Here is a 21,308-nt window from a genome sequence, read left to right as displayed (position 1 = left end):
TGGCCACAATTTCTTTTATAAGTCCGAGTTGGAGGTCGTAGAATCGAGACCAGCTAATAGTTTCTTCATCTGTTCCTCTTGTGCTTTTTTTGCTTCTTCGTCCTCTTTTCGACTGTTTCCTAAAACGCGGTAACGAATGATTTCAAAAATTTGTTTGAAATCGTGTGAATCCAATCCTTCGAGAATTGCTTTTTTAGTCACTGCTTTATCAGCAAACAGACCCGCTACAAATTCGGCTTGTAATTCTTGGTAGTCTTCTAACCTCGTTTCAACCTTATTTCCTGATGCATCCACACGTTCTTCCAGTGCCGCTTCTTTTCGAATGTATTCTAATTTCTTTGATTGCGATACAAAATCAAAAAAGTATTCCTTCATTTGACCTTTATCGTCGCGTAACTGTAATTTGACTGTTCTTTCTTCTGACAAAATGATTCCTCCTTAAAAATTCAAAATAAAAAACAAGACTAGCGATCAAACTAGTCTTGTTGAAAATTATTATTCTCCGCCTGTGAGTGGCGCGCCTAAAACAATCGTACGTAATTCTTCCACAGATGCACTACCAAAAGCACGCATCACGTGAAATTCTTTTTCTTCTGTTTCAACGGTTACTTTGCGAGAGACAGCACTCATTACCGTTTCACCTGGTTCTGGTGTAAAGTCCTCATCTGTTTTTGTAGCAATTGAAAAGCCATCTGTCGTTAACGTTCCAGCTAAGATCGCGTAAGCAACAGGTTCGCCTTTCATGTCTTCTGACTCACAAAAAGCTGCAACAAAAGGTGCTTCAGTATTGTTTCCAATACCATCGATTCCTTCTTTAACGATTTCATAACCGTAAATTTCTTGTTCGATTTTCGTTGGTAAATCTAACAAACCAAAGTTTGCAGCAACTGCACCTACACCTTTACGTACAACAAAGTATTCAATATTTCCACCGAAAACTTTAACTGCTTCTTTTGTTAATCCTGTTAATTCCATCGTAACTGGTGCACCTTTTTCTGGATCTCCTTTGATTACGTGGATTGGTGCGGTTGTGCTTGGTTGGCGATTTTTATCTAACGCTCTAATAGATAAACTTTTAAATCCATATGCTACTGCCATTGTTTATTTTCCTCCTAATTTGAAAACGACATCGCCTAGTAATAAGCAACGTCGTTTAGTTTTGTATTTTTTCTATATCGCTTCGCTTCCACAAAGCGTTTTGTTTCTTTGAAGTATTCATCTAGTCCACCAGATAGTTGGCCATAACCCATTTCCCACAACTCTTTTTGAATGGCGTGTGATATTTCTTTCGTTGTTATTAAATCGATTGCTTCCACATTGACCTGGTAGGTAAACTGTTTTGAAAGAGGAGTATCTCCCCCGAAATAAGAATTGGTGCTTGGTCCTAATGGCACAATCAAGATAAATGGCTTACTAGTATCTAAATCTTCTTCTGATTCGTACATGTTGATTTGAGTTTCATCAACAAGCGCGGTAATTGAAGGATTAACTTTCAATGCTTCGTAGATTTCCATTATCATTAAATTCATTTCGCCAACTCCTCCAGTCCGCTACGCATTCTTTTAAATGCTACTTGTTGTGCTTTATCAGCTGCACTTTGGACTTTACCCATTCCACGAGGAGAAATAAAACGTCCTTTTCGCACGTAACCAAATTCATTCAGATGGACGAGCCGCCATCTATCTTTATCGCCACGCCATCCGACCGATACTTCTTTGATTCCTAGCGCGCTCCCCTTTACATTCGAACGCACCACTTCGTCGTAGGTGGCTCCTGTGTCCATATAAGAGGAAACAGCAGCTTTAGTAATTTCAACAATTTCATCGCCTGTTTCCTTTAATGCTTTGTTGACGATACGTGTTGTTTTCGCTTTTCCAAATTTTGCTTCAATATTTTTTAAAATATCATCAACACCTGAAACCTTTACACTCAACTCGTCGCCCCCAATACAATTTTAACAAATCGGTTATCCTCAAAATCAAAAGAGACATCAACAATGTTCCATTCTTTTTCAATTCCATAACGGTAATCATCGACTTTGACAAAATCAGTGTTCAAAGGTAAGTAATCTTCGTGTGGATCACGAATCTTAATCGTTAATCCTTCTTTCGTACCTTTAACAGATAAAATCTCCAAGTCTTTCATCGATGGGTTATAGACTTGTGCCATACACTCGTACTTTTTTTCTTTCATTGAACTACCTGGTAGCGGACCGCTTCCTGTTTTACGCCAAAATTCAATCTTGGTTCGTAGGTCTCCACTATCAATTTTCGGTTTTTTGTAATTCGGATGAATCATCTAATCACCGTCCATTATCATATTTTGTAGGGAGTAGTCCAAAATGAATGACTGGAAATTCCCCTCAAAATATTCGATGGAATCGTTATATGCATAACGACTCCGCTCAAATACCAGTTCAATAAAGTTTAAGTCATTGTTTGCATCATACGGACCCACAAGCTGATTAATCCGCATGAAAGAAGCCGATAAAATATTTTCAAGGTTTTCGTCTTCTGACTTCCCGAAAATTTTCATCCGCTTCTTAAAGTTTGCTAGTTCTTTTGTAGCTAACTCATTCGCTTGTTCTTTATTCATTGGCATCGCCTCCTATTAAAGCGAGTAATTCTGCCTTTGTAGCCGTTTTAGAGTACTTGATACCATTTGCATCGAGGTATGCTTTAATCTCTGCTACCTTCCACGTTTCGTCGGGGAACGCCCCTCTTAAAAAAGGCGCTGTTAGTTTCCCAGTTCACCAACGGGGATCGTCAACGTCCATACTGCAGTTGCTTTAATATCTTTTGCACGACCATGAGCGAAAGTTTTTGCAACATATAGCTCCATGTCTTCTAGAGCAAGGGTTTGATCAAACTTATTAACTTTAGTACCGCCACCAATCCATGCATCATAACGACCTGTGACAAAGGTTAATACTTCACCTTTAGGTTGTGCAACAGATTCAACAATATCTAAATTGTAAGGCAAAGCTGTCACATATACGCCATTTGCATTTAAATGAGTGTACTGTGTTTTGACATCCCAAGCATCACCAGGATTCACAACCATCACGACTTTTCCTGCTACTGATAATGGTTTTCCGTTTTCTTTAACCGAATGGTATTTGTAAACACCAGTAATTTCTTTAACAGTTGTTTTAGGATCTGCAAAAGTTAAAACACCTTCAGCAGTTTTACGTGGATAAGTCGTAGCGCTACCTGAAGTAGAACCATTATTAATATCACGGTCTAACCCGATTGGCTTATCTTGTCCATCACCTGTTAAAAATGCTAACTCCAAAGCAACAGAAAAAGCTTCCTGAATTTGTAATCGAACGAAACGCTCAATCCATCCAGGTCCGAAGTCTTCTAAATCTTTTGGAATCACAACAAAGCAAGTTAATTTATTTTGAATCGCTTCATCATCATTAAACGTAGCTTCAAGTTGACCTTTGATTTCACCAAAGATTTTACCCCAAACAGCCACACCTGTCGTTTCCGCTTTTAAGAATTTCAAACGGAGCCCAGCATTTCTTAAACCAATCTTAGCAAGTAATGGATGTTCAGAAACCATATCATCAAAAATGTTGTCTTGTGTTTCTTGTGGTAGTAATTGTTCATCCTTGTAGCCTACTTCTTTATTGATTTCGTTAAAGAACTTTCGTTGAGAAGCATTTAGTTTACCATCTAAGGTTGTTTGACCGGCGAATGATTCAGCGCCTTGCGCACCTGCTTGTTTTGCTTCTTCCATCATAATGTCTAGCATTTCACTGTATAACTCACCTTGACGCTCAACTGGTTCGCCGTTTTGAACGGAATCAATCCATTGTTGTTTGACCTCTGTAAAGTTGCTTGATAATTTAATTGCCATATTTTGTTTCCTCCTAATTTTAAGTTAAAAAATAAATCTAGCAAACGGTGATTCGTTTACAGGTTTTTCCTCTTCGTCAATCCATTGTTGTAAAGTTTTCCCTTCGATAACTGTTTCTTTTTTCAGTTGATCAATGGCATTTTTTACGATACCTTCTAATTCTTCTTTTGGTACAGAAACTTTGACTGCTGCACTCGATACGTCTTTCTTACTTTTTAACTCTTTCATCGCCTGGATTACTTTTTCAGGCACCAATCCCATTCCCGTACTCGCAACCAATTGCGTATACTCTGGCTTAGTAAACATTACTTCATCAGCAAAACCGAGTTCAACTGCTTTTTCAGCGGTCATCCATGTTTCCTCATCCATTAAGACTCGTAACTCTTCTTTGCTTTTGCCTGACTTAATTTGATAAGCATTACTTAAAGAATCTGCCCAATTTTCTAGGTATTCAGCATCTTTTCGAAGGTCATTTTGATCACCTGCAGTGTACATCCAGGGATTGTGTATCATGATTTGTGCTGTTGGACTAATCGATACTACGTCTCCTGCCATCGCAATAATACTAGCGGCACTTGCAGCAACCCCCAAAATTTTAACGGTTACTCTTCCTGGATAGTCTTTAATCGTTGTATAAATTTCGCTTCCAGAATAGACATCGCCTCCAGGAGAGTTGATAAGAATTTCTACTTCCTCACCCGTACTTGGTAATTTAATATCATTTGGACAAGTTGAATCTTCATCAAACCAATCATAAAACCATTTGTCACTATTAGAGATAATTGGCCCACTCACTTTAATCTGTATTGTCATCTGTTTTCTCACCTTCTTTCAATAGTTCATAGTTTTTAGTCATTGCACGTTCATCCATTGTTGGGTCTGCTGATTTTTCGTACTCAAATTCTTCAAGCACCTGATTTGGTGTAAATACTCTAGAAGCAACCAGTTTATCAATCTGAACAGCAAACTCAAATGGATCACGCCTTAATACATTTTGAACTTTTACTCGCTCACCTTTTAAATATTCTTCTTTTTCAAGAATTTTATTTGTTAGTTCTGATTCTATCTTCTGAATCAGCGGTAAAATACATAGTTTTCGATAAGCTTCTAGGTTAAATTTCAAATCAGCCATTTCTCCATGAACTAAAGCTGAAGGAACACCAATCATTCTTGAAATATCATTTATCAAAGATTTCTTCATTTTATCCAATTCTTCAAGTGATTGATTCGAACTCCCAATCTTATTGGTGTATTCTTCATATTCAAAACCTTTTAGTTTCGGTACAATCGCAATCGAACGATCTTTAAACGATTTGTACATCTTATCGATAAATCCCTGTAATTTTTCTGTTGATGTCTTACCATTCTCATCCTTTTCATTATTGAATGTTCCTGTTTGTTCCACAGATACGGAAGCTCTTATTTGATTATTTCTCATTGATACTTCAATGATTCGGCCAAACAATTCACCATAGTCTTGAAACAAGCCATCAGTGAAACGCTCTAGTTCTTCATTGTTATACTCTAGATAAATAACCTCTGACATTTTGAAATTCCGTTTAAAAGTAAATCCTTTTAACGTTACTCCTTTAAAAACATCCTCATACAGTGCTGATTCCTCACGATAAAAATCTTCAGCAATTAATAATTGGTCATCGTCAGAAACAACGATTAAAACTTCATTATCATTCATCAAACGATAAATGACCTTTTGCCAAAACTCACTAGCAGACATATCTTTATTAGGCCTGACATTAAGAAGATATTGCCAATCTACCTTTGTTAGACCTGTTTCATCGCGAATCTTTACTTGCATTGTAGACATCGTACGACTAACAAAATTAAGTACTGATTCCAAAGCCATTCTTTTTAAATAGGATCTTATTGATGGGTCTGATGCAAAATCAAAGTCAAACATTTCTGCAATTTCTTTATTTTTTGTAAACACTTTTGTTAAACTATCAAACAAACTCATTTGTTCACCACCTTTCGATATAATATTCTAAATAATCTAAGTGTTGATTTAAAAAATAATACATTGTATAATGTTCGTTATAAAGTTATGGAAGGGTGGCCGAGTGGTTTATGGCGCTGTACTGAAAATACAGTAATCGAGTTTTCGATTCAGGGGTTCGAATCCCCTTCCTTGGTATTATTCTAGAGCGCAATTGCGCTCTTTTTTATTTTAAAAATCCAACTCATCCAACATATCGAATGCTGAATTATAATCCACTTGATCTTCTAACTCATTCGCTTTATATAAAGCATGAATGAATGCTTGGAAGCCATCTGTCTTACGTTTGATTTCTTCTTTCTTCAAAAATTTCTTTCCATCTTCTGTTTCTTTTACATAAATATTATTGGTAAACCATCGCATTAACGGATTATCACCAAAAATAAACTTGCTATTAGCAAAACCATCTTCAACTCTCGGTGCCAGTAATGGATGCAAATTGGACGGTTTCCGTAATCGAACCACTTCAAAACCTTCTTTTTCAAGCATTGGTCCCAAGATATCCGCTTTATAGTTATCTAGTACAATCATTCGTACTCCATATTGGTTCCTTGCTTCAACAAACCAATTAACTACGTGTTTTGGATTTAATGATGGTTCATTTACAACTTTCATCAACCCCATTTTTTCCCAACTTTTAATTGGTGCTTTTTTTTCACTTCCGACTACTTGTTCTTTTAATGAATAACCATAATGGACATCACAGAATTGTTTCATCGCAAAAGTAAATGATTTAAATGCATACTCATCTTTCTTTTTAAATAGAAGCCCACACGTTGCAAAATCTCGAACACTACCAAAATCTAGTCCGCCAATCGGAACAGAATCGAGTTTAAAGAATGGTCGATTAGTTGCCGTCAACTCTTCTTTAGTCGCAACAGAGTTTTCCATCTTGTCTTCAATAAAATTCATTCGTTTCGTAACGAATGCTGGTCTTCCTGAAGGTTCTGTAGCTAACTTTTTGTATTCCTTCATAATTCGGGTTAACAGACGTTTACCACGCTTGTTTAATGGCGGTTGTAAAGCAGGATTCGCTTTTGGCCACAATTCTGGCTTATCCATTTCTCCAATATCATCTAACTCACAAATAAAAGGAAATACTCCGATAAATTCCGTTAAGCCATTTAAGATATCTTCACTTTCCCGGTATTTTGTATCAAAATAACCTTCTCGTACAAATCCTTTTGTACCAATAAAGAACTGTCTGCCATGATCAACTTTACCTAGACCACCTGAAAACACATCGACGATTTCGCTGTTTTCCATTTCGTGGAATTCATCATAGATAACGGCACCTTCACGGCCACCATCTTGTGAGCTCGCGTTACTGGTTTTATATTCAAAAGTTGATTGAGTTTCTCGACTAGTGATGCTACTTTTATATGCTTCAAACTCTTCTTCTAAATCCTCATTACCTTTTTTCTTAATGACCTGGTAACACTCTTTGTGGCTTCGCTTTGCTTGCTTCTCCGAGTTGGCCACAATCGATACATCATAGTAATCAATTCCATGTAACGAACTAATAAAGTAATTTGATAATGTGGAGATGAAACCATTCTTCCCCTTACCACGACCGCCAACAATTAAAAATTCATCAAATACTGTTTCATCGTCTTCAAGGGTAAACAAAAAGATGAATGGGGCAATAAATTTTTCCCAATCATCTAATTCAAAATACCAACTTTCACTAAAATTGATATAATTTTCAATTTGTTCTTCATCGAAGTAATAGAGATCACTTCTCGGTAAAATAATTGTTTCGATTAATCCAATTAATTTTACCCGTTTATCATTTAAAATTAATTCCCCGTCTTTCCATCTGTTAATGTATTCTTCTACATATTTATTTCTTAACATCTATTTCATCGCTTCAACAATGGAGATTTATTTTTTGGTTTCACTTTTGTGATTGGTAATAATTCGGTTAACTGCTTAATAATCGCTTGATATGTTTTGTCTCGATTATCATAGTTTTCCACTATCGGCCTTCGTCTATCGTACGGGGTTTGATTTTCACTCTGGCTAAATTTTTCATATTCTCCATTTTCAAGAATATCTTTCCAATTATCATCAAGCAAAACTTTTAATCGCGCTGCTTGAGTAATTAATCCTTCGACTAACTCTTTTAGGTTTTTAGGGATCGTTTCGAAAAGTTGAGCGATTCTATTTTCTTCTTCATTCACTCGTTTTTCCATCTCATCAATTCTGTCGTTTAATAGGTAAACTACCGATACGTCTAGAGCAGCTGCAATTTTAATTAACGTTTCTAAACTTGGCGAATTTCTTCCATTTTCGATACTGGAATAATAGCGAGAAGAAATGCCACAAACCGTTGATAACTCAACTTGTGTTAAGTTTAAATGAATTCTTTTTTCTTTCATTCGTGAACCAATCAACTCTTTATTCAAAACGATCACCTCCTTCAATTTTTATATGTACTGGGTGGGGGGAGGGGGTGGCTCCCACTTTTAGTTGCATTTGCTGAGTCATCCCCATCCACCGGTTCCCAGAATTGGGATTTGACCCCAAAATATATCGATGGGGGGTATGCTGTCCCTCACTTTTAATCTTTCTCAGATTTCTCTATTTGAATATCTTTTAAATCTTCTACTTCAACGAACATATCAATTGATACTGTGTTGGCCATTTCTCCATTTGTATTAACATTTAAAGTAAAGTCAGTAACACCTTTCAGCTTAACGCCATCAAGATGTACATGCTTATCAATGTATTCAAACTTCATTCTCTCACCACCATTCGTCGTCCCAGCGCTTTTTCTTTTCGCTAGGCCTGTAGTTAAACCGCTTATGCCTTTTGTTGTGACAGTCCTTGCATAGTGTACGAAGGTTATCAATATCTAAAGCAAGCTCTGGATAATCTTCTAGCTCTTTGATGTGGTCCACTTCGAGAATAGAATCATATTGTGTAGTTAACTTACCTTCATTCTTGCACCACAAACATTCGTAGTGATCTAACTCTAGTCGTTGCTGCCTTAGTATCTTCCATTCACTTGATGAATAAAACTTTGCGCGTGATTGTTTAGTTGAGACATCTAACATATTCCACCTCTTATGTGTAAAATTGGATAAAGAAAAAGACACCCAATGGATGCCTTACCCTTCTTCTTTATTATTCAAATGTTCGACCAATTGCTTTATTTCTTTATTTATTCCTTTAAATTTGTATACTCTTTTAGTTATATTATTTTTGGATGCTTTTAATCCTGTAGATATTTGATTTTGATTGATATCTACACCGACTAGACCATTTTTATCATCACTATAGTACTCTTCGATTTCGACCTCTTCTGAGTTGTTAATCCTTTCAGCAATCGCAATTTCTTTAAGTAACGGACCTACATTTGCTTCAAGTATAATATTTGATAATTTTTCCATCTCTTCTTGATCAAACTCTTTTTCTTTACTATCAGTTTGGATACCATATAGATTTAGCAATACTCTTGATAATTCTGATGTAAAACTAGACACTATTGTATTTAACATTCAAACACTCTCCTTGAATTATATTACCATAATAATACAAAACCCCTACCAATTAAGATAGGAGAAAAGAAGGTTTTTCGTAATCTTTCGACAATATTAGAATACCACATAAAAATCAAGGTGTCGGTAACATCAAGGTACCTTACGTAACGTACTGATTATATTACACCTGTTGATATAGCTATAACCATATCAGTCAGTGAAGAATATTTTATTCCGCTTTTTGTTTGAAAAGACATAAAATCTGGCTCTAGCACATATAAAACCAAATCTTCTAAATCAATTTTTCGAGATTGACACAATGTAGTAAGATAAAAATTTCCAGGTTTTTGTTGAATGTAATTTTTTAAAATTTCTAAAAAACTTATTAATTGATTAGTGTCCAACCTTCTCTCATTTCCTTGAAAGAATACCTCTGGCATTACAAATGTTAGTTTTATCTCTCCAAAACTTGCAGAAATTTCAGCATTTGGGTTACTACTATTAGTACTTATCTTTATCTCTTCTATCAACGCAGATGTACGTAAATTTTTACCGTTGTCTTTTACTGAAATCTCATGTGGTAATCTTTGATAAAATGGTGGTTCTTTGACCGAAGTTTCTTTACCATCTCCACTTGTGGTTATAACTTCACTATTAGGATCATAATTAACTTTGATGCCTGTTTTAGTTGATGTCTCCGCATCCGTCTTTTTCTTAGTATTATTTTTTTTATTATGTGGTTTATTTTCTTTTTTTTCCGGAGGATTAAAATAATCAAAAAGAACTTGAATAGAGTCATTTTTTCTTCTATCTATTCCTTTACTTGATAAACCACCGTTCACTTCAACGTATTCAGTGATTGACCTCACTCCAGTTTCCTCATCCTCCAAACGAGGACAATTGGCATCATGCTCATATGATCGATGCTTACTTAAATAAACCAATCCAGTACTTCTTCGGTTATAAACTAACTTTGCACCACACCCTTGTTCTGGACAGAATAAATTATCAATAACTATCAAAAAGTCTTCTCTTCTTAAGATATCCTCACGTTTAATAGACTCTTCAACACCGTCGATAACCACTAAAGCCTCATCAAATTTCATTAAAAAACCACCTTTTGCTATTATTAAGACAAAAAATCTGCTAGTATAATAGTCGGCAAACATAATACAAAACAGAAGAGCTAAGCGTTCCGCGCTTAACTCTGTATTTGTCTACCTATTATTATAGTGCCTTGTTAAGGTTTTATCAAAGGAATGCATAAATTAATTTAATTTATATTTTTTTATCGACTCTTTAATAGTAAAAGTCGGATGTTTTGTAACCCTACTATTGTCAACCACTCCATAATAATGTGGTACTAACGTGTTTCTTTCATCTAATTCTACATCAAAAGCTTCCTTGTTTCCTTTGTTGAAAAATAGGTATGTTCTTTCATAAGGGATATCAATCAACTCCCATCCATCCAATTCAATATTTTCTTTTTTCATATTATTTAAAGTCCCTTGAATGTCATTTTTTACCACGCTATCCAGGTCCTTTTCAATTCTTTGAAAATCCATTAGTTTAAATTGCATAATTTTTTATCCCCTATCAAATTTTATAATCCGCATCAACTCAGCATGTTTGTTCTTTATGTACTGATAAGCATATCCCGTCTCATCCGCTATTGATTCCAACGTCAACCCTTCAACATATTTCAATTTCAATATTTGCTGATTCAATCCAGTAAACTTCCCAATCAGCTCAACAATTTCTTTACGTTCTTTCTCAAGCTGTTCAATCCGATTGCTCAAATCTCTGATCACATCCTTTAATCTTGCTTGCTTTCTCAAAGCTGTTATAAAATTTTGGTGTTTAGCAAGGTCACCATCTTCACCGCTTGTATAATTGGACCAACGATACAGTTCTTTTTGATTTAATTTGAGTGACAGCCTTAAATCAATTAGTTCTTCATCAATGCCAATAATTGAGTTTACCCATTCATAAATGACAAATCACCTACTTTAGATTATTTTTACTTCATTCTAAATCTCTATCTCGCTCCAATCCTCAATCAAATCAATTGTTTTAACTCCTAGAGCTTTTGCTATTTTTTGTAAGGATAAAATACTGCAGCCATTTGTTGTTTTCTTTGTTAGCATATTTTGAATCGTTGCGCTGCCGAGTTCTTTTTCTAAATGTTTTCGCTTAATGTTATTTAGTTCCATGTAACGATTCATATTCTCATTGACGACATCAATAATATTTCGTTCCATATCAAAATCACTGCTCCTTCATTCGATATCTTTTTCCCAGCTATACTAAATCCAGTCTGGTTTGTTGTATTCTTGCTTTCGTAACTGACGATGGTTCCCAATGATGAACAAAATCCAAAGCTCTCATAAAATCTTTGTCTTTGATTCGCCCACGATTCGGTACGTTAAACAATTGCTTAATGCTCCTACCTAAATCAGCGAATAGCATACTTTTTGCTGATTGGTCTAAACGCCACTCATTACAAATTTGTGATACTTTACGTCTAACAGCTCTGTCAATCGTTCCTTTGTCTTCGTTAGTGATTAACTTATTTTCCTCAATCTCAGTTAAACGATCATCTAAATCGTCTACTCTTTGGTTGGTTTCAACGTTACCTGCTAAAGCTAATTCAATTAGTTCACGTGGTGACGTTGGAATTTTTAGTTGTTGAGCTTGATTGAAATAGTTTTCTTCTAAAGCATCGAACATGTCCCAAGCTTGGTCTGTTCCAAGCATTTTCGAATGACGGCCGGCTCCTTGTTTTGTGTAAAGGATCAATTGTCTAGCATATTTGTTGATAGCTACTTCGGAATTTGCTAAGTACCTCTTGAACTCAACTAATTCTTCGCCTTCTAATCGAATGTAATGTTTTCCTTCAATGGAACTTGTCTTTGTTATATCCAAAGTTCTGTTGAATACGCATCGCAGTTGTACCGTAAAATTCCGCTAATTGCTCAGCTGTCAATAACCGCTGATTGTTTAATTCAATTACTTCTGGTCTAATCATTTGTTTTCTCCTCTCATCCACTTCTGATTGTTTTTAACTGGTTTTATAACTCTCTTTGGTTTTGGAAAGATACGAATCACACGACCTCCACAGTTCGCAGCGATTCTTTCTGCTTCGCTAAGCTCAACAAATCCTTTTACAGACGATAACGAATCAACTTGCACGCCATCGCTTCCTTGATAAATATCACGTTTCACTGCATACATCACTTATCGCTCCTTTTTAATCGGCATAAGAGAATCTGAATCCTCTTGCTTTTCCATGTCTTGTAACATTTCCAGTTTTGCAACCTAAAGTTACTGTTTGTCTGGTAATAAGATAAGTATTTGCGACATCGCCAACTGAATCATAAATTTTTGTTGTTCCATTTGGCTCAATAACTTTTACTCTTCTTCGTTTTGCAGCATTATCGAAATTACGTTTTGTTCCCTCAATTGAAAAATCAGTTCTTTTACCAGGCTTTCCAACTAATTCGCAAACGTAAGTATAACCATCATCAGCTTTGACAACCATCGTTCGTTCATTCCTTGCTGTTATTTCACCATTTACTCTTTTATCTGACCTGACAACTTGATACATCTAATCCCTCCTAACTACCGTTATCTTTTTTAGCAGACAATTTTATTTGCTGTTCTTAACCAAATATCAACAACTTTTTGTAAATCATCGGGTACATGTTCTCTGTTTCTATTTCCTTGTATTTGTTGAATTCTTTTTTTTCTGTACTCGATTGTAAAAAAGGACTTCTCAGGTTCTTCTCGTTTGCGTGCAAATATGATGGTTGTTTTGCCTGCAACATGCTCGCCAATATATCCTGAACTACTTACGCAATGACGCAGTGCTTGGCCTTCTTTTACTAGGTCATCAGCACATTTTGGCAGTATAAATGAATAATCACCGATAACCATTTCAAGTGCTTTTAACTCCTCCGCTCGTGCAACAAATCCTTCTTGAACTAATTCTCGTTTCGTCGCATTGAGTGTATCGACTGCTTTATCATGTGCTTGGACTATATCAGTTGGAAAATAAACAATATTTTCTTTAGTTGTTTTTAAGTCCTTCAGCAACTTCAGATAGTCTCGGTAATAGCTGAAATCTGTTTTTTGTTTGATCAAATATTTTTGCAGCTTATTAATCTTTACGCTTCTTGGAATTTTGGAAACATCTTTATAAGCCATATATTTTTCAATTCCTGGTATAAAACGACTACCGACTTTCTCTAACGCTTGCTTCAGCAAATATTCTTTATAACCATATTGAGTATTTTTGAAGAAAGGTTTGAATTTTTTAAGCCAATTCTTTGTTACAATCCGCATGTCAATCTCGTTATTGTTGTTAGCAATATCATTAGCAAGATGCATCGCATTGATTTTTTGGGCATATTCAATTTGTTTGCGGTACTTATAAACTCGTGGGATATCTTCCACATATAAAAATGGCAGTTCAATATATTTCAATTCAGATACTCTGTGTAGCCTATCATGCCAGCGATTCTCATAGACTTCTGGCTGATAATATGAGAATAGCCCCACAGTAGGCTTCAATCCGAATCTAAAATTATTATCATCTGATTGAGATAACTTAATATGCGCTCCTTCAGCTAAAACTTCTAAGTTAATCAAACGATCTTTATATACTTGCTTGCCATTTTCAAAGAATGAAGCGACATTCCACGTTTGAATCTCAATCCTTTTACTTGTTGAAAGTACGATTACGAACAATCTGCTCTTATCAAAGAATGTTAGCCTCGAATTTTTAACGAGTTTCTTGGTGGTACAGTAAGAATGTTTTCTAGTGGATGCAATAATTGACTTCTCTTTGTTGCGCCATTCATACGTTGGCATTTGGCAATAAGCCCATTCAAAGAATGCTTTTGGAACCTTCAGTTTATTATTTGCATAATCGTTCGCTGTCTTAATCATTTAAAAAGTCCAGCAAATCTAATTGCTCCCCTTCTTCTGGCGTAAATTGAGGCTTATTCGGTTGTTTCTTTGTTTTTTGCGGTTTCTTCTCTTTTGTTTTAATTTCAGGTGCTTTTACCACTGCTGGTATTTTCTTTTCCATCTTCGGCAGCTCTTCCACGACAAAGTAATTCCTTATCCATCCAAAAACGACTTCATCTGGCACTCCTGTTGATTCGCCATCATCATATTTATAAGCTTCAGAAATACAATACTCTTTGCATTCTTTGATTGAACGGTCATCTTTTAAAATTCCTTGAAGTAATTCATCATCTTCTTGAGTACATAACCAATTGTGAATCGTATCTTCCATTCGACTATGTTTGTCAGCCATTTCTGCCAACATCTTTTCAAGTGCTTTTTCTTTTAATTGATTCATCGCCCGGTCTCCCTTTCCACTGGATCAAAACTTTCCTTTGATTTGTTTAACACGTATTCGATTGGCACCCACGCCTTATCTTTACCAACGGTTCCTTTACCTGGACCACAATATTCAATGTAATTTCCTTTTTTAGTGATTACGAAGGTTCTCAACTTCCATTCGTCGTCAATGCATCGCCCGATATATTGCGAAGGATTTTTATCGTTTGACCGAAAAGAGTCGATGGTCCATTTTCTAACATCGCAAAACATTTCAAATTCGATTCGCTTGATTCTGTATTCTCCAACATAATCTTTCATCGCAATTTCTCCTTATTGTGGTAATCGCTTAAAAAATCAACGTATCCTGGTGTCGGTACTTGGAATTCTTTTAACTCTTTTTCCGTCATATACCTACGGCCATAAATTGATTGCATTTCCTTCCACGTTGACCAAGGCACAAATGCAACCGTTCGGCCAATCATACAAACGACACCAACGACTGCACCCATCGCTTCGTGGTAAGTTAATCGCTCAGATTGGTACAAAGTCACTACATCCTGTTTTATTCGGTCTTTAGAGGTAAACTTTGCTTCAAATGCGATTGAACGGCCACCTTTTAATGTCCCTTTGAAATCAGGTTGCGCTCTACCAGTGAAACGACCGCTGAACGTTCCTCTTTGTCCTAATTTTGTAACGATAAATGGCTCTGGCGTCTTTTCGATTAAAGCCAAGCATTTATGTTCGTAATAAATGCAGCCTTGCTCAATCAATCGCTCTAAAAACTTGCCATCGTAATTACTTTTTCTGTTAATATCTCTTCTTTGATAACCCATTGTGTTTCCCTCCTGATTTCTTTAAGGTTCAACCTTCAGCATTTCAACATATATATGCCAACCTGATTCCTCAATTTCTCTAATTTGAGGTTCACCGATAATGTAATAACCTGGAAAACGAGAAGAAAAAATATCTTGGCCTTGATTATTTTCCTTAATTACATTGGATAACTTTCGTTGTGACCACCAAGAGTCGTTGGTAGTTTCTGTTGGCTTTTTTAAATTTTGGCTACTAGACCATCTTTTCTTGCCTTTCGCCCATTGACGGTTTATCCATTTTTCTTGTCCAGTTAAATAAATTGCTATCTTTTTTAGGCCATTAGAACCACCTTGAATTCTTTTTGTTTCAACGATACCTCTTGATTTAGCGTTCTTCCCTCCGCCAACTGACCAACAATTCTCGACATCATCACGTGTAAAGCCTGAATCCTTCGGCAATTTATTAATAACTAAATGATGATGGATCCTTTTCATGTATTGACCATCTTTATCTATTTGGTAAGAAGTGAACCACATGTACTTTAGTTCAGCTCCCGCATTTTTATATAATCTTTTTAATTTACCAATCATACTTCGCTGGTCCTTTGCAGCCTGATCTAAATCTTTAGGCAAAAACTCATGATTATAAGTCAATGTGGCATAATAATCGCCTTGGACAAAATTAGCATGTAATAACAGCTCAGCATTTTTTCTGCTTTTATTCGTATTCCAATTTTCTTGAGAAATTCTTGATACTGTTTTTTTCCTTCCTCTTGGCTCTTTACATTTACTTTCTTGCTCAAAAGTTCTTGTGTAAATACTGACTGCTTTTAGTGGACCGGCCGACACTGTTCTTTCTCTTACAAATGATTTCCTCGACATCATAATTTACCTCACGTTTTCAGCTATATTTTCTAACATGTGTCTCAAGTTAGGACTCTATAACAAGCTCGCTATACGTTGATATATCAACGTTAATCTTGCTTTTACTCTATACGTTTGGTATAATTACTTTGTCGAGGTAATTAGTTCCAAACGCAAAGGTCAGTGAGAAATCGCTGACCTTTTTGCTTATTTAGTTTTGTGTGTATTTCATAATTCCCTTTTTCGTGATACAATTTATTTAATAGTTTTGTTATCGGACTGATTTGCTTCCCGGCGATCAGTCTTTTTTTGTTTTAAAATAATTTTGTTTGATTGTCTCCGTTTCTGCATCTCAGCTTTAGACAATTTCTATTCATTCTCCTTCCTGCTCCCCATAATCCCGATAATTTTCAGGATTTTTGTAGTAATTACGTATCGCTTTTCGCTGCATCCGTTCTGGTGCTAGTTCGTCATAAGCAATCAACCAAGCAACTGCAGCACAGGGAACTACTAATTTAACCCACACAGGAAAAGTGCCTCCAACTGAAACACCAACAACGAAAATCATTAACGCCCATCCCAACCGTTTTAACTTATTCCAAGTCATATTGACTCTCCTTTCTAATCGTAAAAGCTTAGTTTCCATTGGCGGTGGTGGATTTTTAATTATTTTCCAGTAACCAAGCCTTTACTGCACGTTTTGAAAATACTGTTTTTCGAGCCGATAACATTTTCCCTTTCGGTAAACCTTTAGCTAGTAATTCCTCAACATAACTTTCCGAACAGTTGTCTAAATATCGAGCCAGTGAAGCTTTACTAAAAATTAAATCACTATCAATTTCACTGTCTCGTCTGGCTCTATCTATTGCTTCTAATGTTGTTGCATAAACCTGTTGGCTAATTGCATTTAATTGCTCTGGAGAAAGTGTATGACTAACTTCAACTTGTACTGTTTGCATACGATTCACCTCCTTCTGTTATTCCTTTTGAAAGAATGTTTTGTTATACTGGTTGTATAGTTCAATTTACCGAAAGGGGCTGATGTTCTTGAAAGCAGTTTTGAACTCAGCTGTGTCTCAATAACAGAGTCATCGCGATATCTTTACAGCCGAGGGGTATCAATACTCAGTCAGAGGTTAATGACAGAACCTGAATGTGAGGCTAGTTGGGAAACTGAATCATATGCAGTCGGCTCAAAATAAATGATGATAAAATTATTTTCAACAGCAGTGCTGGGCGACGATACCAGCGAAGTGTTGAAGATGTGCTGACACACATCTGTGGACTCTTAAAAATTTCGCAAGCCGTCCGAGTGTCAGATCGGATGGTTTTTTATTTGAAAAAGTCGTTCATATCCACTTCCCTAAATTGCTTATAGATCCTTTTCAGTAAATTGAAGCTAGGGTTAACAAAACCATTTTCTAGCTTTACATAATGAGAATAAGAAACAGCTATTTTTTCAGACATTTGCATCTGATTTAAATCGTGACTCTTTCTTATCTCTTTTAATACTTTCACCTATGACCACTTCCTTATACATTCGTTCCACCTTTACATTAATAAAATTAGAAAGGTAGTGAATATTTTGTCCTCATACTTTAATAGCGATTTATTTAATGCAGTACAAAGAGCAACTAGCTCTACCAAATCTATCCAAAATCTCGTTAACTCAATTAGCAATACTATAGTTATTCAAAACAACAGAATTTTTAGTGATGTAAGCCATAGTATGATGAACTCGATACAGCTAACCCAAGCTACATCTTTCAATAGTGCTAAAAATGCTTATCTTGATTATTTACGCGTCCAACCCTCGATACTTGAAATTCAGAAAGTGTTACTTACAAACTACGTTTCAATGAATACTCATTACTTCTCTGGATTGAATAACTTAAAGTACCTCTATCCAGATAGTCTTGATTTTAGAATTACTGTTCTTAATCAAAATATAAATGAGAAGATTGAACTAATCACCGAGACTGTTGAGCAACTCACCAGAGAAAAACTTGATAGTCAGGGCAATACTGATGATGATATTTTTTCTCATTTTCTTATTGATGCACAAAAGCAATCCAAAGAAAACGATGATATTGCTGAAATAAAACGCATAGTGCTCCAAATTTATGAGGAAAAACAACGTCTCGATCATTCCGTGAACCAAGAATCGACAGAAATAGAAAATACTGATAGTACTGCTAAATTGTCGCAATCTACTGTACAAAAAATCATCGCCTTCCTGCTCGCTGTTCGATTAGTATTAGATTTATTGGTCATACCTGAAGATGCACATGGTCTTCTTGTATGGGTTAGTGAACTTTTGACAAAACTTCTTAACCTCTAGTTATAAAAATCCGATTTCAATAACTCGCTGTTTTGCTTATCTCTATTTTTCTAGAATTTTTCCCTATCTCCTTCAATCTACTCTCGATAGATTGAAGGAGATAGGTTTGTTTCTTTTGCTCTTTAAAAATATCTTTTATTAATTTTTCCACCTATCCCACCTCCTCTTTTCTCTGTGTGAACGAAATTATGAAACTCTTCTTCTTGTCTTTAGAAAATACGAAATTTTCGTATTCGTTTCCTAAAAAAATTTCATCGTAGCTTATGTTAAAAGCTTTTATGTACTTCGATAAGAGGCTATCTTTTATATTTGTAGAATCTTTTTCCATATTTTGAATAGTCCTCGGAGAAACTTCAAATAAACTAGCCAATTCTTCCTGTGTCATACTAGAGCCAATTCTCAATTCTTTTAAAGTTTTCATCTCGTCACCGCCTTTCTTGAGTCCAATATAATACGAAAATTTCGTATTGTCAAATAAAAGTTCGAAAATTTCGTAGTTTTATGTTTACCTTTTGTATTTTTTTGCGTATAATACGAAATAATAGGAGGTTAATAAAATGAATGATATTACAAGAAATCAGATAATCGCGACAAATATTAAACGATATATAAAAGAAAATAAAATAACCCAAAAAGAACTTGCTGAGTCTATCGGTATCTCTCCCTCCACAATGAGTGATTATATGAATCTGAGATCTAATCCTTCCCACGGAGTAATTCAAAAAATAGCTGACTTTTTTGGAATACTAAAAAGTGACATTGATACAACTTATAAAGAAAACAATGATATTTCTAGAGTATTTAATCAACTACATCCTGATAGACAAAAGGCTGTATATGAATTTGCTGAGCAACAATTGTCAGATCAAAACAACATTGTTCCGTTTAAAAAATCAGAAGTAACAGATAATAAAGATAAAAATTTAGAAGTGCTTGCTGCACACATTGATGAAAATACAACTGAAGATGAAATGGATGAGATCACTGCATTTATTGATTCTTTACGTGATGAAGATTAGTGGTGACTGCTATGATGAATAAAACTGAAGCGTTAATGGCCAACTATCCTAATTTAAAATACAAATTCAATGACCGGATGCCTGAAAAACTTAAAGGGTTATGTAAAGGCAATATCATCTATCTGAACCCTAACCAATCCAAAGAGCAACTTGTTGGCACGTTAGGAGAAGAAATTGCTCACTATTTAACGAGTGTTGGTGATATTACCGCCCAGGATACAAATGAGAAACGTAAGCAGGAACAAAAAGCACGAGATTTAGGTGCCACTTTAGTCGTCTCCCCTGCTGATTACATTGAGTGCTTTAACCAGCGCTTATCCACCAGATGGGAATGCGCTGAGTATCTAGGAATCACTGTTGAAACATTAGATGAAGCAACGAATGTATACACTTCTTTTAACGATGGGAAGTTAGAATACAATGATCACACTATCTTCTTCCGCCCAGATGGTATCGTTGATGTGGTGAAGTGGATAAAATAAAAAATAAGCTAAGCAATGTTTGCGGCATCGCTTAGCTCTTTAGCCCTATTTCTAAGACTTCTTGAATATATTATATCAGAGAAATGGGGTAATATGTTTGGCAACTTATGAAGAAATGACTAGAAATATTTTAAGAGACAATTTTGTACAAGAAACATTGGAACAAAGCAATTTATCATCAGAAGAAAAGTACCGATTTATTCACCATATTGTTAGCGTGTATTCGGGATTAAAAAGGCATCCCTATCGTCTTTATTACAAAGATGATCTCCCAACTGATTACGTATGCCTAGATATTGAAACTACTGGATTAACTAAAAATGATAAAGTAACCCAAATAGCAGCAGTCAAGGTCGTAAATGACACAATCGTTGATACTTTTGAATCATATGTCAATATCGGTGATACTGAGCTTCCTATTCAAATATCCTATCTAACAGGAATCTCAAAAGAAATGCTTGAAGATGCCCCTTCATTTGATGAAGTCGCAGATAGTTTAATTGAATTTTTGGATGGTCTATCTCTTATCGGACACAATATAACATCTTTTGACTTACCATTCTTGGCTAGAAATGGATTGGATTTGAGACAATTACTAGCTGTAGATACTGTTGGTTTTGCAAAAGCCTCTCCTTTAGGTTTAGAAAATCATAAATTAGAAACTCTAATGGACTATTACGGGATCAACACTACAGCACACAATGCACTTAATGACTCTTTAGCGACTGTCGAAATATATAATGCGTTGAAGAACAAGGATTACAAACGAAGAAGAATTTCTGAAGACTATCCTCAAATTTGGGAAGACACAAAGTTTTCATATACAGGCGCTTTTGCAAATTTCACTCGTAAAACTCTTGAAAATAAAATTTTATCATTTGGTGGAACTATTTCTAAGTCAGTTACAAAAACAACTGATTACTTAGTAGTAGGTCAACAGATTGCAAAAAATCTTACTGATGGTGTTCGAAGTTCTAAAGAAACAAAGTGTATGGAAATGATTGAGGATGGACATCCTATTAGAATGATAACCGAAGAAGAATTCTTAGGTCTACTACAGGAGGTAAAAAATTAA

At 35.5% G+C, this 21,308-nt stretch carries 36 protein-coding genes, 1 tRNA gene and 1 pseudogene; 5 read left to right on the top strand and 33 right to left on the bottom strand.

Features of this window, described 5'->3' with window-relative positions:
- Positions 1 to 15 precede the first annotated feature (15 nt).
- From gpG to IEV09_RS01945, 10 genes and pseudogenes are all read right to left on the bottom strand, one after another.
- On the bottom strand, positions 16 to 426 hold the full coding sequence (gene gpG / locus IEV09_RS01990; RefSeq protein WP_229731646.1) for a phage tail assembly chaperone G: 411 nt from the start codon (positions 424 to 426) through the stop codon (positions 16 to 18).
- 69 nt (positions 427 to 495) lie between these two features.
- Positions 496 to 1,098: a phage tail protein gene (locus IEV09_RS01985; RefSeq protein ID WP_188366576.1), complete on the bottom strand. Its 603-nt coding sequence runs from the start codon at positions 1,096 to 1,098 to the stop codon at positions 496 to 498.
- Between the two features lie 35 nt (positions 1,099 to 1,133).
- Positions 1,134 to 1,529 carry a hypothetical protein gene (locus tag IEV09_RS01980; RefSeq protein ID WP_188366575.1) on the bottom strand — a complete coding sequence of 132 codons (396 nt, stop codon included), beginning with the start codon at positions 1,527 to 1,529 and terminating at the stop codon, positions 1,134 to 1,136.
- Positions 1,526 to 1,933, bottom strand: coding sequence for an HK97-gp10 family putative phage morphogenesis protein (locus IEV09_RS01975; protein WP_188366574.1), 408 nt, complete (start codon positions 1,931 to 1,933; stop codon positions 1,526 to 1,528). The genes IEV09_RS01980 and IEV09_RS01975 overlap by 4 nt, the downstream gene beginning before the upstream one ends.
- The gene (locus IEV09_RS01970; protein ID WP_188366573.1) at positions 1,930 to 2,298 is read right to left on the bottom strand and encodes a phage head-tail adapter protein; all 369 of its coding nucleotides are present in this window, start codon (positions 2,296 to 2,298) and stop codon (positions 1,930 to 1,932) included. Before IEV09_RS01970 ends, IEV09_RS01975 begins: the two co-directional genes overlap by 4 nt.
- Positions 2,299 to 2,595 (bottom strand): hypothetical protein, encoded by a 297-nt coding sequence (locus IEV09_RS01965; protein ID WP_188366572.1) that lies wholly within the window; start codon positions 2,593 to 2,595, stop codon positions 2,299 to 2,301.
- Positions 2,588 to 2,692 (bottom strand): annotated as a pseudogene (locus IEV09_RS12830) (hypothetical protein); the annotation flags it as partial. The gene IEV09_RS01965 and the pseudogene IEV09_RS12830, both read right to left, overlap by 8 nt.
- Positions 2,693 to 2,736: 44 nt before the next feature.
- Entirely contained in the window at positions 2,737 to 3,864 is a 1,128-nt protein-coding gene (locus IEV09_RS01955) for a phage major capsid protein (protein ID WP_188366571.1), read from the bottom strand.
- A 24-nt stretch (positions 3,865 to 3,888) separates the two neighbouring features.
- Positions 3,889 to 4,677 (bottom strand): head maturation protease, ClpP-related, encoded by a 789-nt coding sequence (locus IEV09_RS01950; protein ID WP_188366570.1) that lies wholly within the window; start codon positions 4,675 to 4,677, stop codon positions 3,889 to 3,891.
- Positions 4,661 to 5,839: a phage portal protein gene (locus tag IEV09_RS01945; RefSeq protein ID WP_188366569.1), complete on the bottom strand. Its 1,179-nt coding sequence runs from the start codon at positions 5,837 to 5,839 to the stop codon at positions 4,661 to 4,663. Before IEV09_RS01945 ends, IEV09_RS01950 begins: the two co-directional genes overlap by 17 nt.
- 89 nt (positions 5,840 to 5,928) lie before the next feature.
- Here IEV09_RS01945 and IEV09_RS01940 point away from each other — a divergent pair.
- Positions 5,929 to 6,015: transfer RNA gene (locus IEV09_RS01940), tRNA-Phe, on the top strand.
- Positions 6,016 to 6,049: 34 nt separating this feature from the next.
- Here the strand turns inward: IEV09_RS01940 and IEV09_RS01935 are convergent.
- From IEV09_RS01935 to IEV09_RS01840, 21 genes are all read right to left on the bottom strand, one after another.
- Positions 6,050 to 7,735, bottom strand: a complete 1,686-nt coding sequence (locus IEV09_RS01935) for a terminase TerL endonuclease subunit (RefSeq protein ID WP_188366568.1) — start codon at positions 7,733 to 7,735, stop codon at positions 6,050 to 6,052.
- Between the two features lie 5 nt (positions 7,736 to 7,740).
- Positions 7,741 to 8,295, bottom strand: a complete 555-nt coding sequence (locus IEV09_RS01930; protein WP_229731645.1) for a helix-turn-helix domain-containing protein — start codon at positions 8,293 to 8,295, stop codon at positions 7,741 to 7,743.
- Positions 8,296 to 8,441: 146 nt separating this feature from the next.
- Entirely contained in the window at positions 8,442 to 8,621 is a 180-nt protein-coding gene (locus tag IEV09_RS01925; protein WP_188366567.1) for a hypothetical protein, read from the bottom strand.
- 4 nt (positions 8,622 to 8,625) lie between these two features.
- Positions 8,626 to 8,937 carry an HNH endonuclease gene (locus IEV09_RS01920; protein ID WP_188366566.1) on the bottom strand — a complete coding sequence of 104 codons (312 nt, stop codon included), beginning with the start codon at positions 8,935 to 8,937 and terminating at the stop codon, positions 8,626 to 8,628.
- Between the two features lie 54 nt (positions 8,938 to 8,991).
- The gene (locus IEV09_RS01915) at positions 8,992 to 9,381 is read right to left on the bottom strand and encodes a hypothetical protein (RefSeq protein WP_188366565.1); all 390 of its coding nucleotides are present in this window, start codon (positions 9,379 to 9,381) and stop codon (positions 8,992 to 8,994) included.
- A 158-nt stretch (positions 9,382 to 9,539) separates the two neighbouring features.
- Positions 9,540 to 10,469: a hypothetical protein gene (locus tag IEV09_RS01910; RefSeq protein WP_188366564.1), complete on the bottom strand. Its 930-nt coding sequence runs from the start codon at positions 10,467 to 10,469 to the stop codon at positions 9,540 to 9,542.
- A 162-nt stretch (positions 10,470 to 10,631) separates the two neighbouring features.
- Complete coding sequence (locus IEV09_RS01905; protein ID WP_188366563.1) at positions 10,632 to 10,943, bottom strand: hypothetical protein; 312 nt, start codon at positions 10,941 to 10,943, stop codon at positions 10,632 to 10,634.
- Between the two features lie 6 nt (positions 10,944 to 10,949).
- Complete coding sequence (locus tag IEV09_RS12715; RefSeq protein WP_229731655.1) at positions 10,950 to 11,333, bottom strand: RNA polymerase sigma factor; 384 nt, start codon at positions 11,331 to 11,333, stop codon at positions 10,950 to 10,952.
- 60 nt (positions 11,334 to 11,393) lie between these two features.
- The gene (locus IEV09_RS01900) at positions 11,394 to 11,624 is read right to left on the bottom strand and encodes a helix-turn-helix domain-containing protein (protein ID WP_188366562.1); all 231 of its coding nucleotides are present in this window, start codon (positions 11,622 to 11,624) and stop codon (positions 11,394 to 11,396) included.
- 40 nt (positions 11,625 to 11,664) lie between these two features.
- Positions 11,665 to 12,288, bottom strand: coding sequence for an ORF6C domain-containing protein (locus IEV09_RS01895; RefSeq protein ID WP_229731644.1), 624 nt, complete (start codon positions 12,286 to 12,288; stop codon positions 11,665 to 11,667).
- Positions 12,260 to 12,391 (bottom strand): ORF6N domain-containing protein, encoded by a 132-nt coding sequence (locus tag IEV09_RS01890; protein ID WP_188366561.1) that lies wholly within the window; start codon positions 12,389 to 12,391, stop codon positions 12,260 to 12,262. The genes IEV09_RS01895 and IEV09_RS01890 overlap by 29 nt, the downstream gene beginning before the upstream one ends.
- Positions 12,388 to 12,597 carry a hypothetical protein gene (locus tag IEV09_RS01885; RefSeq protein WP_188366560.1) on the bottom strand — a complete coding sequence of 70 codons (210 nt, stop codon included), beginning with the start codon at positions 12,595 to 12,597 and terminating at the stop codon, positions 12,388 to 12,390. Before IEV09_RS01885 ends, IEV09_RS01890 begins: the two co-directional genes overlap by 4 nt.
- A gap of 16 nt (positions 12,598 to 12,613) precedes the next feature.
- Positions 12,614 to 12,970 carry a hypothetical protein gene (locus tag IEV09_RS01880; RefSeq protein WP_188366559.1) on the bottom strand — a complete coding sequence of 119 codons (357 nt, stop codon included), beginning with the start codon at positions 12,968 to 12,970 and terminating at the stop codon, positions 12,614 to 12,616.
- 29 nt (positions 12,971 to 12,999) lie between these two features.
- Positions 13,000 to 14,313: a PcfJ domain-containing protein gene (locus IEV09_RS01875; RefSeq protein ID WP_188366558.1), complete on the bottom strand. Its 1,314-nt coding sequence runs from the start codon at positions 14,311 to 14,313 to the stop codon at positions 13,000 to 13,002.
- Complete coding sequence (locus tag IEV09_RS01870; protein ID WP_188366557.1) at positions 14,306 to 14,731, bottom strand: Cas9 inhibitor AcrIIA9 family protein; 426 nt, start codon at positions 14,729 to 14,731, stop codon at positions 14,306 to 14,308. The genes IEV09_RS01875 and IEV09_RS01870 overlap by 8 nt, the downstream gene beginning before the upstream one ends.
- Positions 14,728 to 15,033 carry a hypothetical protein gene (locus IEV09_RS01865; protein ID WP_188366556.1) on the bottom strand — a complete coding sequence of 102 codons (306 nt, stop codon included), beginning with the start codon at positions 15,031 to 15,033 and terminating at the stop codon, positions 14,728 to 14,730. The genes IEV09_RS01870 and IEV09_RS01865 overlap by 4 nt, the downstream gene beginning before the upstream one ends.
- Entirely contained in the window at positions 15,030 to 15,548 is a 519-nt protein-coding gene (locus IEV09_RS01860) for a Holliday junction resolvase RecU (RefSeq protein WP_188366555.1), read from the bottom strand. Before IEV09_RS01860 ends, IEV09_RS01865 begins: the two co-directional genes overlap by 4 nt.
- 21 nt (positions 15,549 to 15,569) lie before the next feature.
- On the bottom strand, positions 15,570 to 16,376 hold the full coding sequence (locus IEV09_RS01855) for a rolling circle replication-associated protein (protein ID WP_229731643.1): 807 nt from the start codon (positions 16,374 to 16,376) through the stop codon (positions 15,570 to 15,572).
- 388 nt (positions 16,377 to 16,764) lie between these two features.
- Entirely contained in the window at positions 16,765 to 16,998 is a 234-nt protein-coding gene (locus IEV09_RS01850) for a hypothetical protein (RefSeq protein ID WP_188366553.1), read from the bottom strand.
- A gap of 55 nt (positions 16,999 to 17,053) precedes the next feature.
- Positions 17,054 to 17,350: a hypothetical protein gene (locus IEV09_RS01845; RefSeq protein ID WP_188366552.1), complete on the bottom strand. Its 297-nt coding sequence runs from the start codon at positions 17,348 to 17,350 to the stop codon at positions 17,054 to 17,056.
- Positions 17,351 to 17,723: 373 nt separating this feature from the next.
- Complete coding sequence (locus IEV09_RS01840) at positions 17,724 to 17,909, bottom strand: helix-turn-helix domain-containing protein (protein WP_229731642.1); 186 nt, start codon at positions 17,907 to 17,909, stop codon at positions 17,724 to 17,726.
- Between the two features lie 211 nt (positions 17,910 to 18,120).
- Between IEV09_RS01840 and IEV09_RS01835 the strand changes: the two genes are divergently transcribed.
- The gene (locus IEV09_RS01835) at positions 18,121 to 18,732 is read left to right on the top strand and encodes a hypothetical protein (protein ID WP_188366551.1); all 612 of its coding nucleotides are present in this window, start codon (positions 18,121 to 18,123) and stop codon (positions 18,730 to 18,732) included.
- A gap of 16 nt (positions 18,733 to 18,748) precedes the next feature.
- On the opposite strand, the gene IEV09_RS12800 is transcribed toward IEV09_RS01835, so the two are convergent.
- On the bottom strand, positions 18,749 to 18,883 hold the full coding sequence (locus IEV09_RS12800) for a hypothetical protein (RefSeq protein ID WP_268234642.1): 135 nt from the start codon (positions 18,881 to 18,883) through the stop codon (positions 18,749 to 18,751).
- On the bottom strand, positions 18,884 to 19,153 hold the full coding sequence (locus tag IEV09_RS01830) for a helix-turn-helix transcriptional regulator (protein WP_188366550.1): 270 nt from the start codon (positions 19,151 to 19,153) through the stop codon (positions 18,884 to 18,886).
- Between the two features lie 136 nt (positions 19,154 to 19,289).
- Between IEV09_RS01830 and IEV09_RS12795 the strand changes: the two genes are divergently transcribed.
- The 3 genes from IEV09_RS12795 to IEV09_RS01815 all read left to right on the top strand — a co-directional run bounded on the left by IEV09_RS12795 (position 19,290) and on the right by IEV09_RS01815 (position 21,308).
- A complete protein-coding gene (locus IEV09_RS12795; RefSeq protein ID WP_188366549.1) occupies positions 19,290 to 19,751 on the top strand; it encodes a helix-turn-helix domain-containing protein in 462 nt (153 codons plus the stop codon).
- A 14-nt stretch (positions 19,752 to 19,765) separates the two neighbouring features.
- Complete coding sequence (locus tag IEV09_RS01820) at positions 19,766 to 20,233, top strand: ImmA/IrrE family metallo-endopeptidase (RefSeq protein WP_188366548.1); 468 nt, start codon at positions 19,766 to 19,768, stop codon at positions 20,231 to 20,233.
- 97 nt (positions 20,234 to 20,330) lie between these two features.
- The gene (locus tag IEV09_RS01815) at positions 20,331 to 21,308 is read left to right on the top strand and encodes an exonuclease domain-containing protein (protein ID WP_188366547.1); all 978 of its coding nucleotides are present in this window, start codon (positions 20,331 to 20,333) and stop codon (positions 21,306 to 21,308) included.

It is taken from the genome of Enterococcus alcedinis (genome assembly GCF_014635985.1).
Classification (GTDB): domain Bacteria; phylum Bacillota; class Bacilli; order Lactobacillales; family Enterococcaceae; genus Enterococcus_I; species Enterococcus_I alcedinis.
This window is presented reverse-complemented; position numbering and strand designations above follow the sequence as displayed.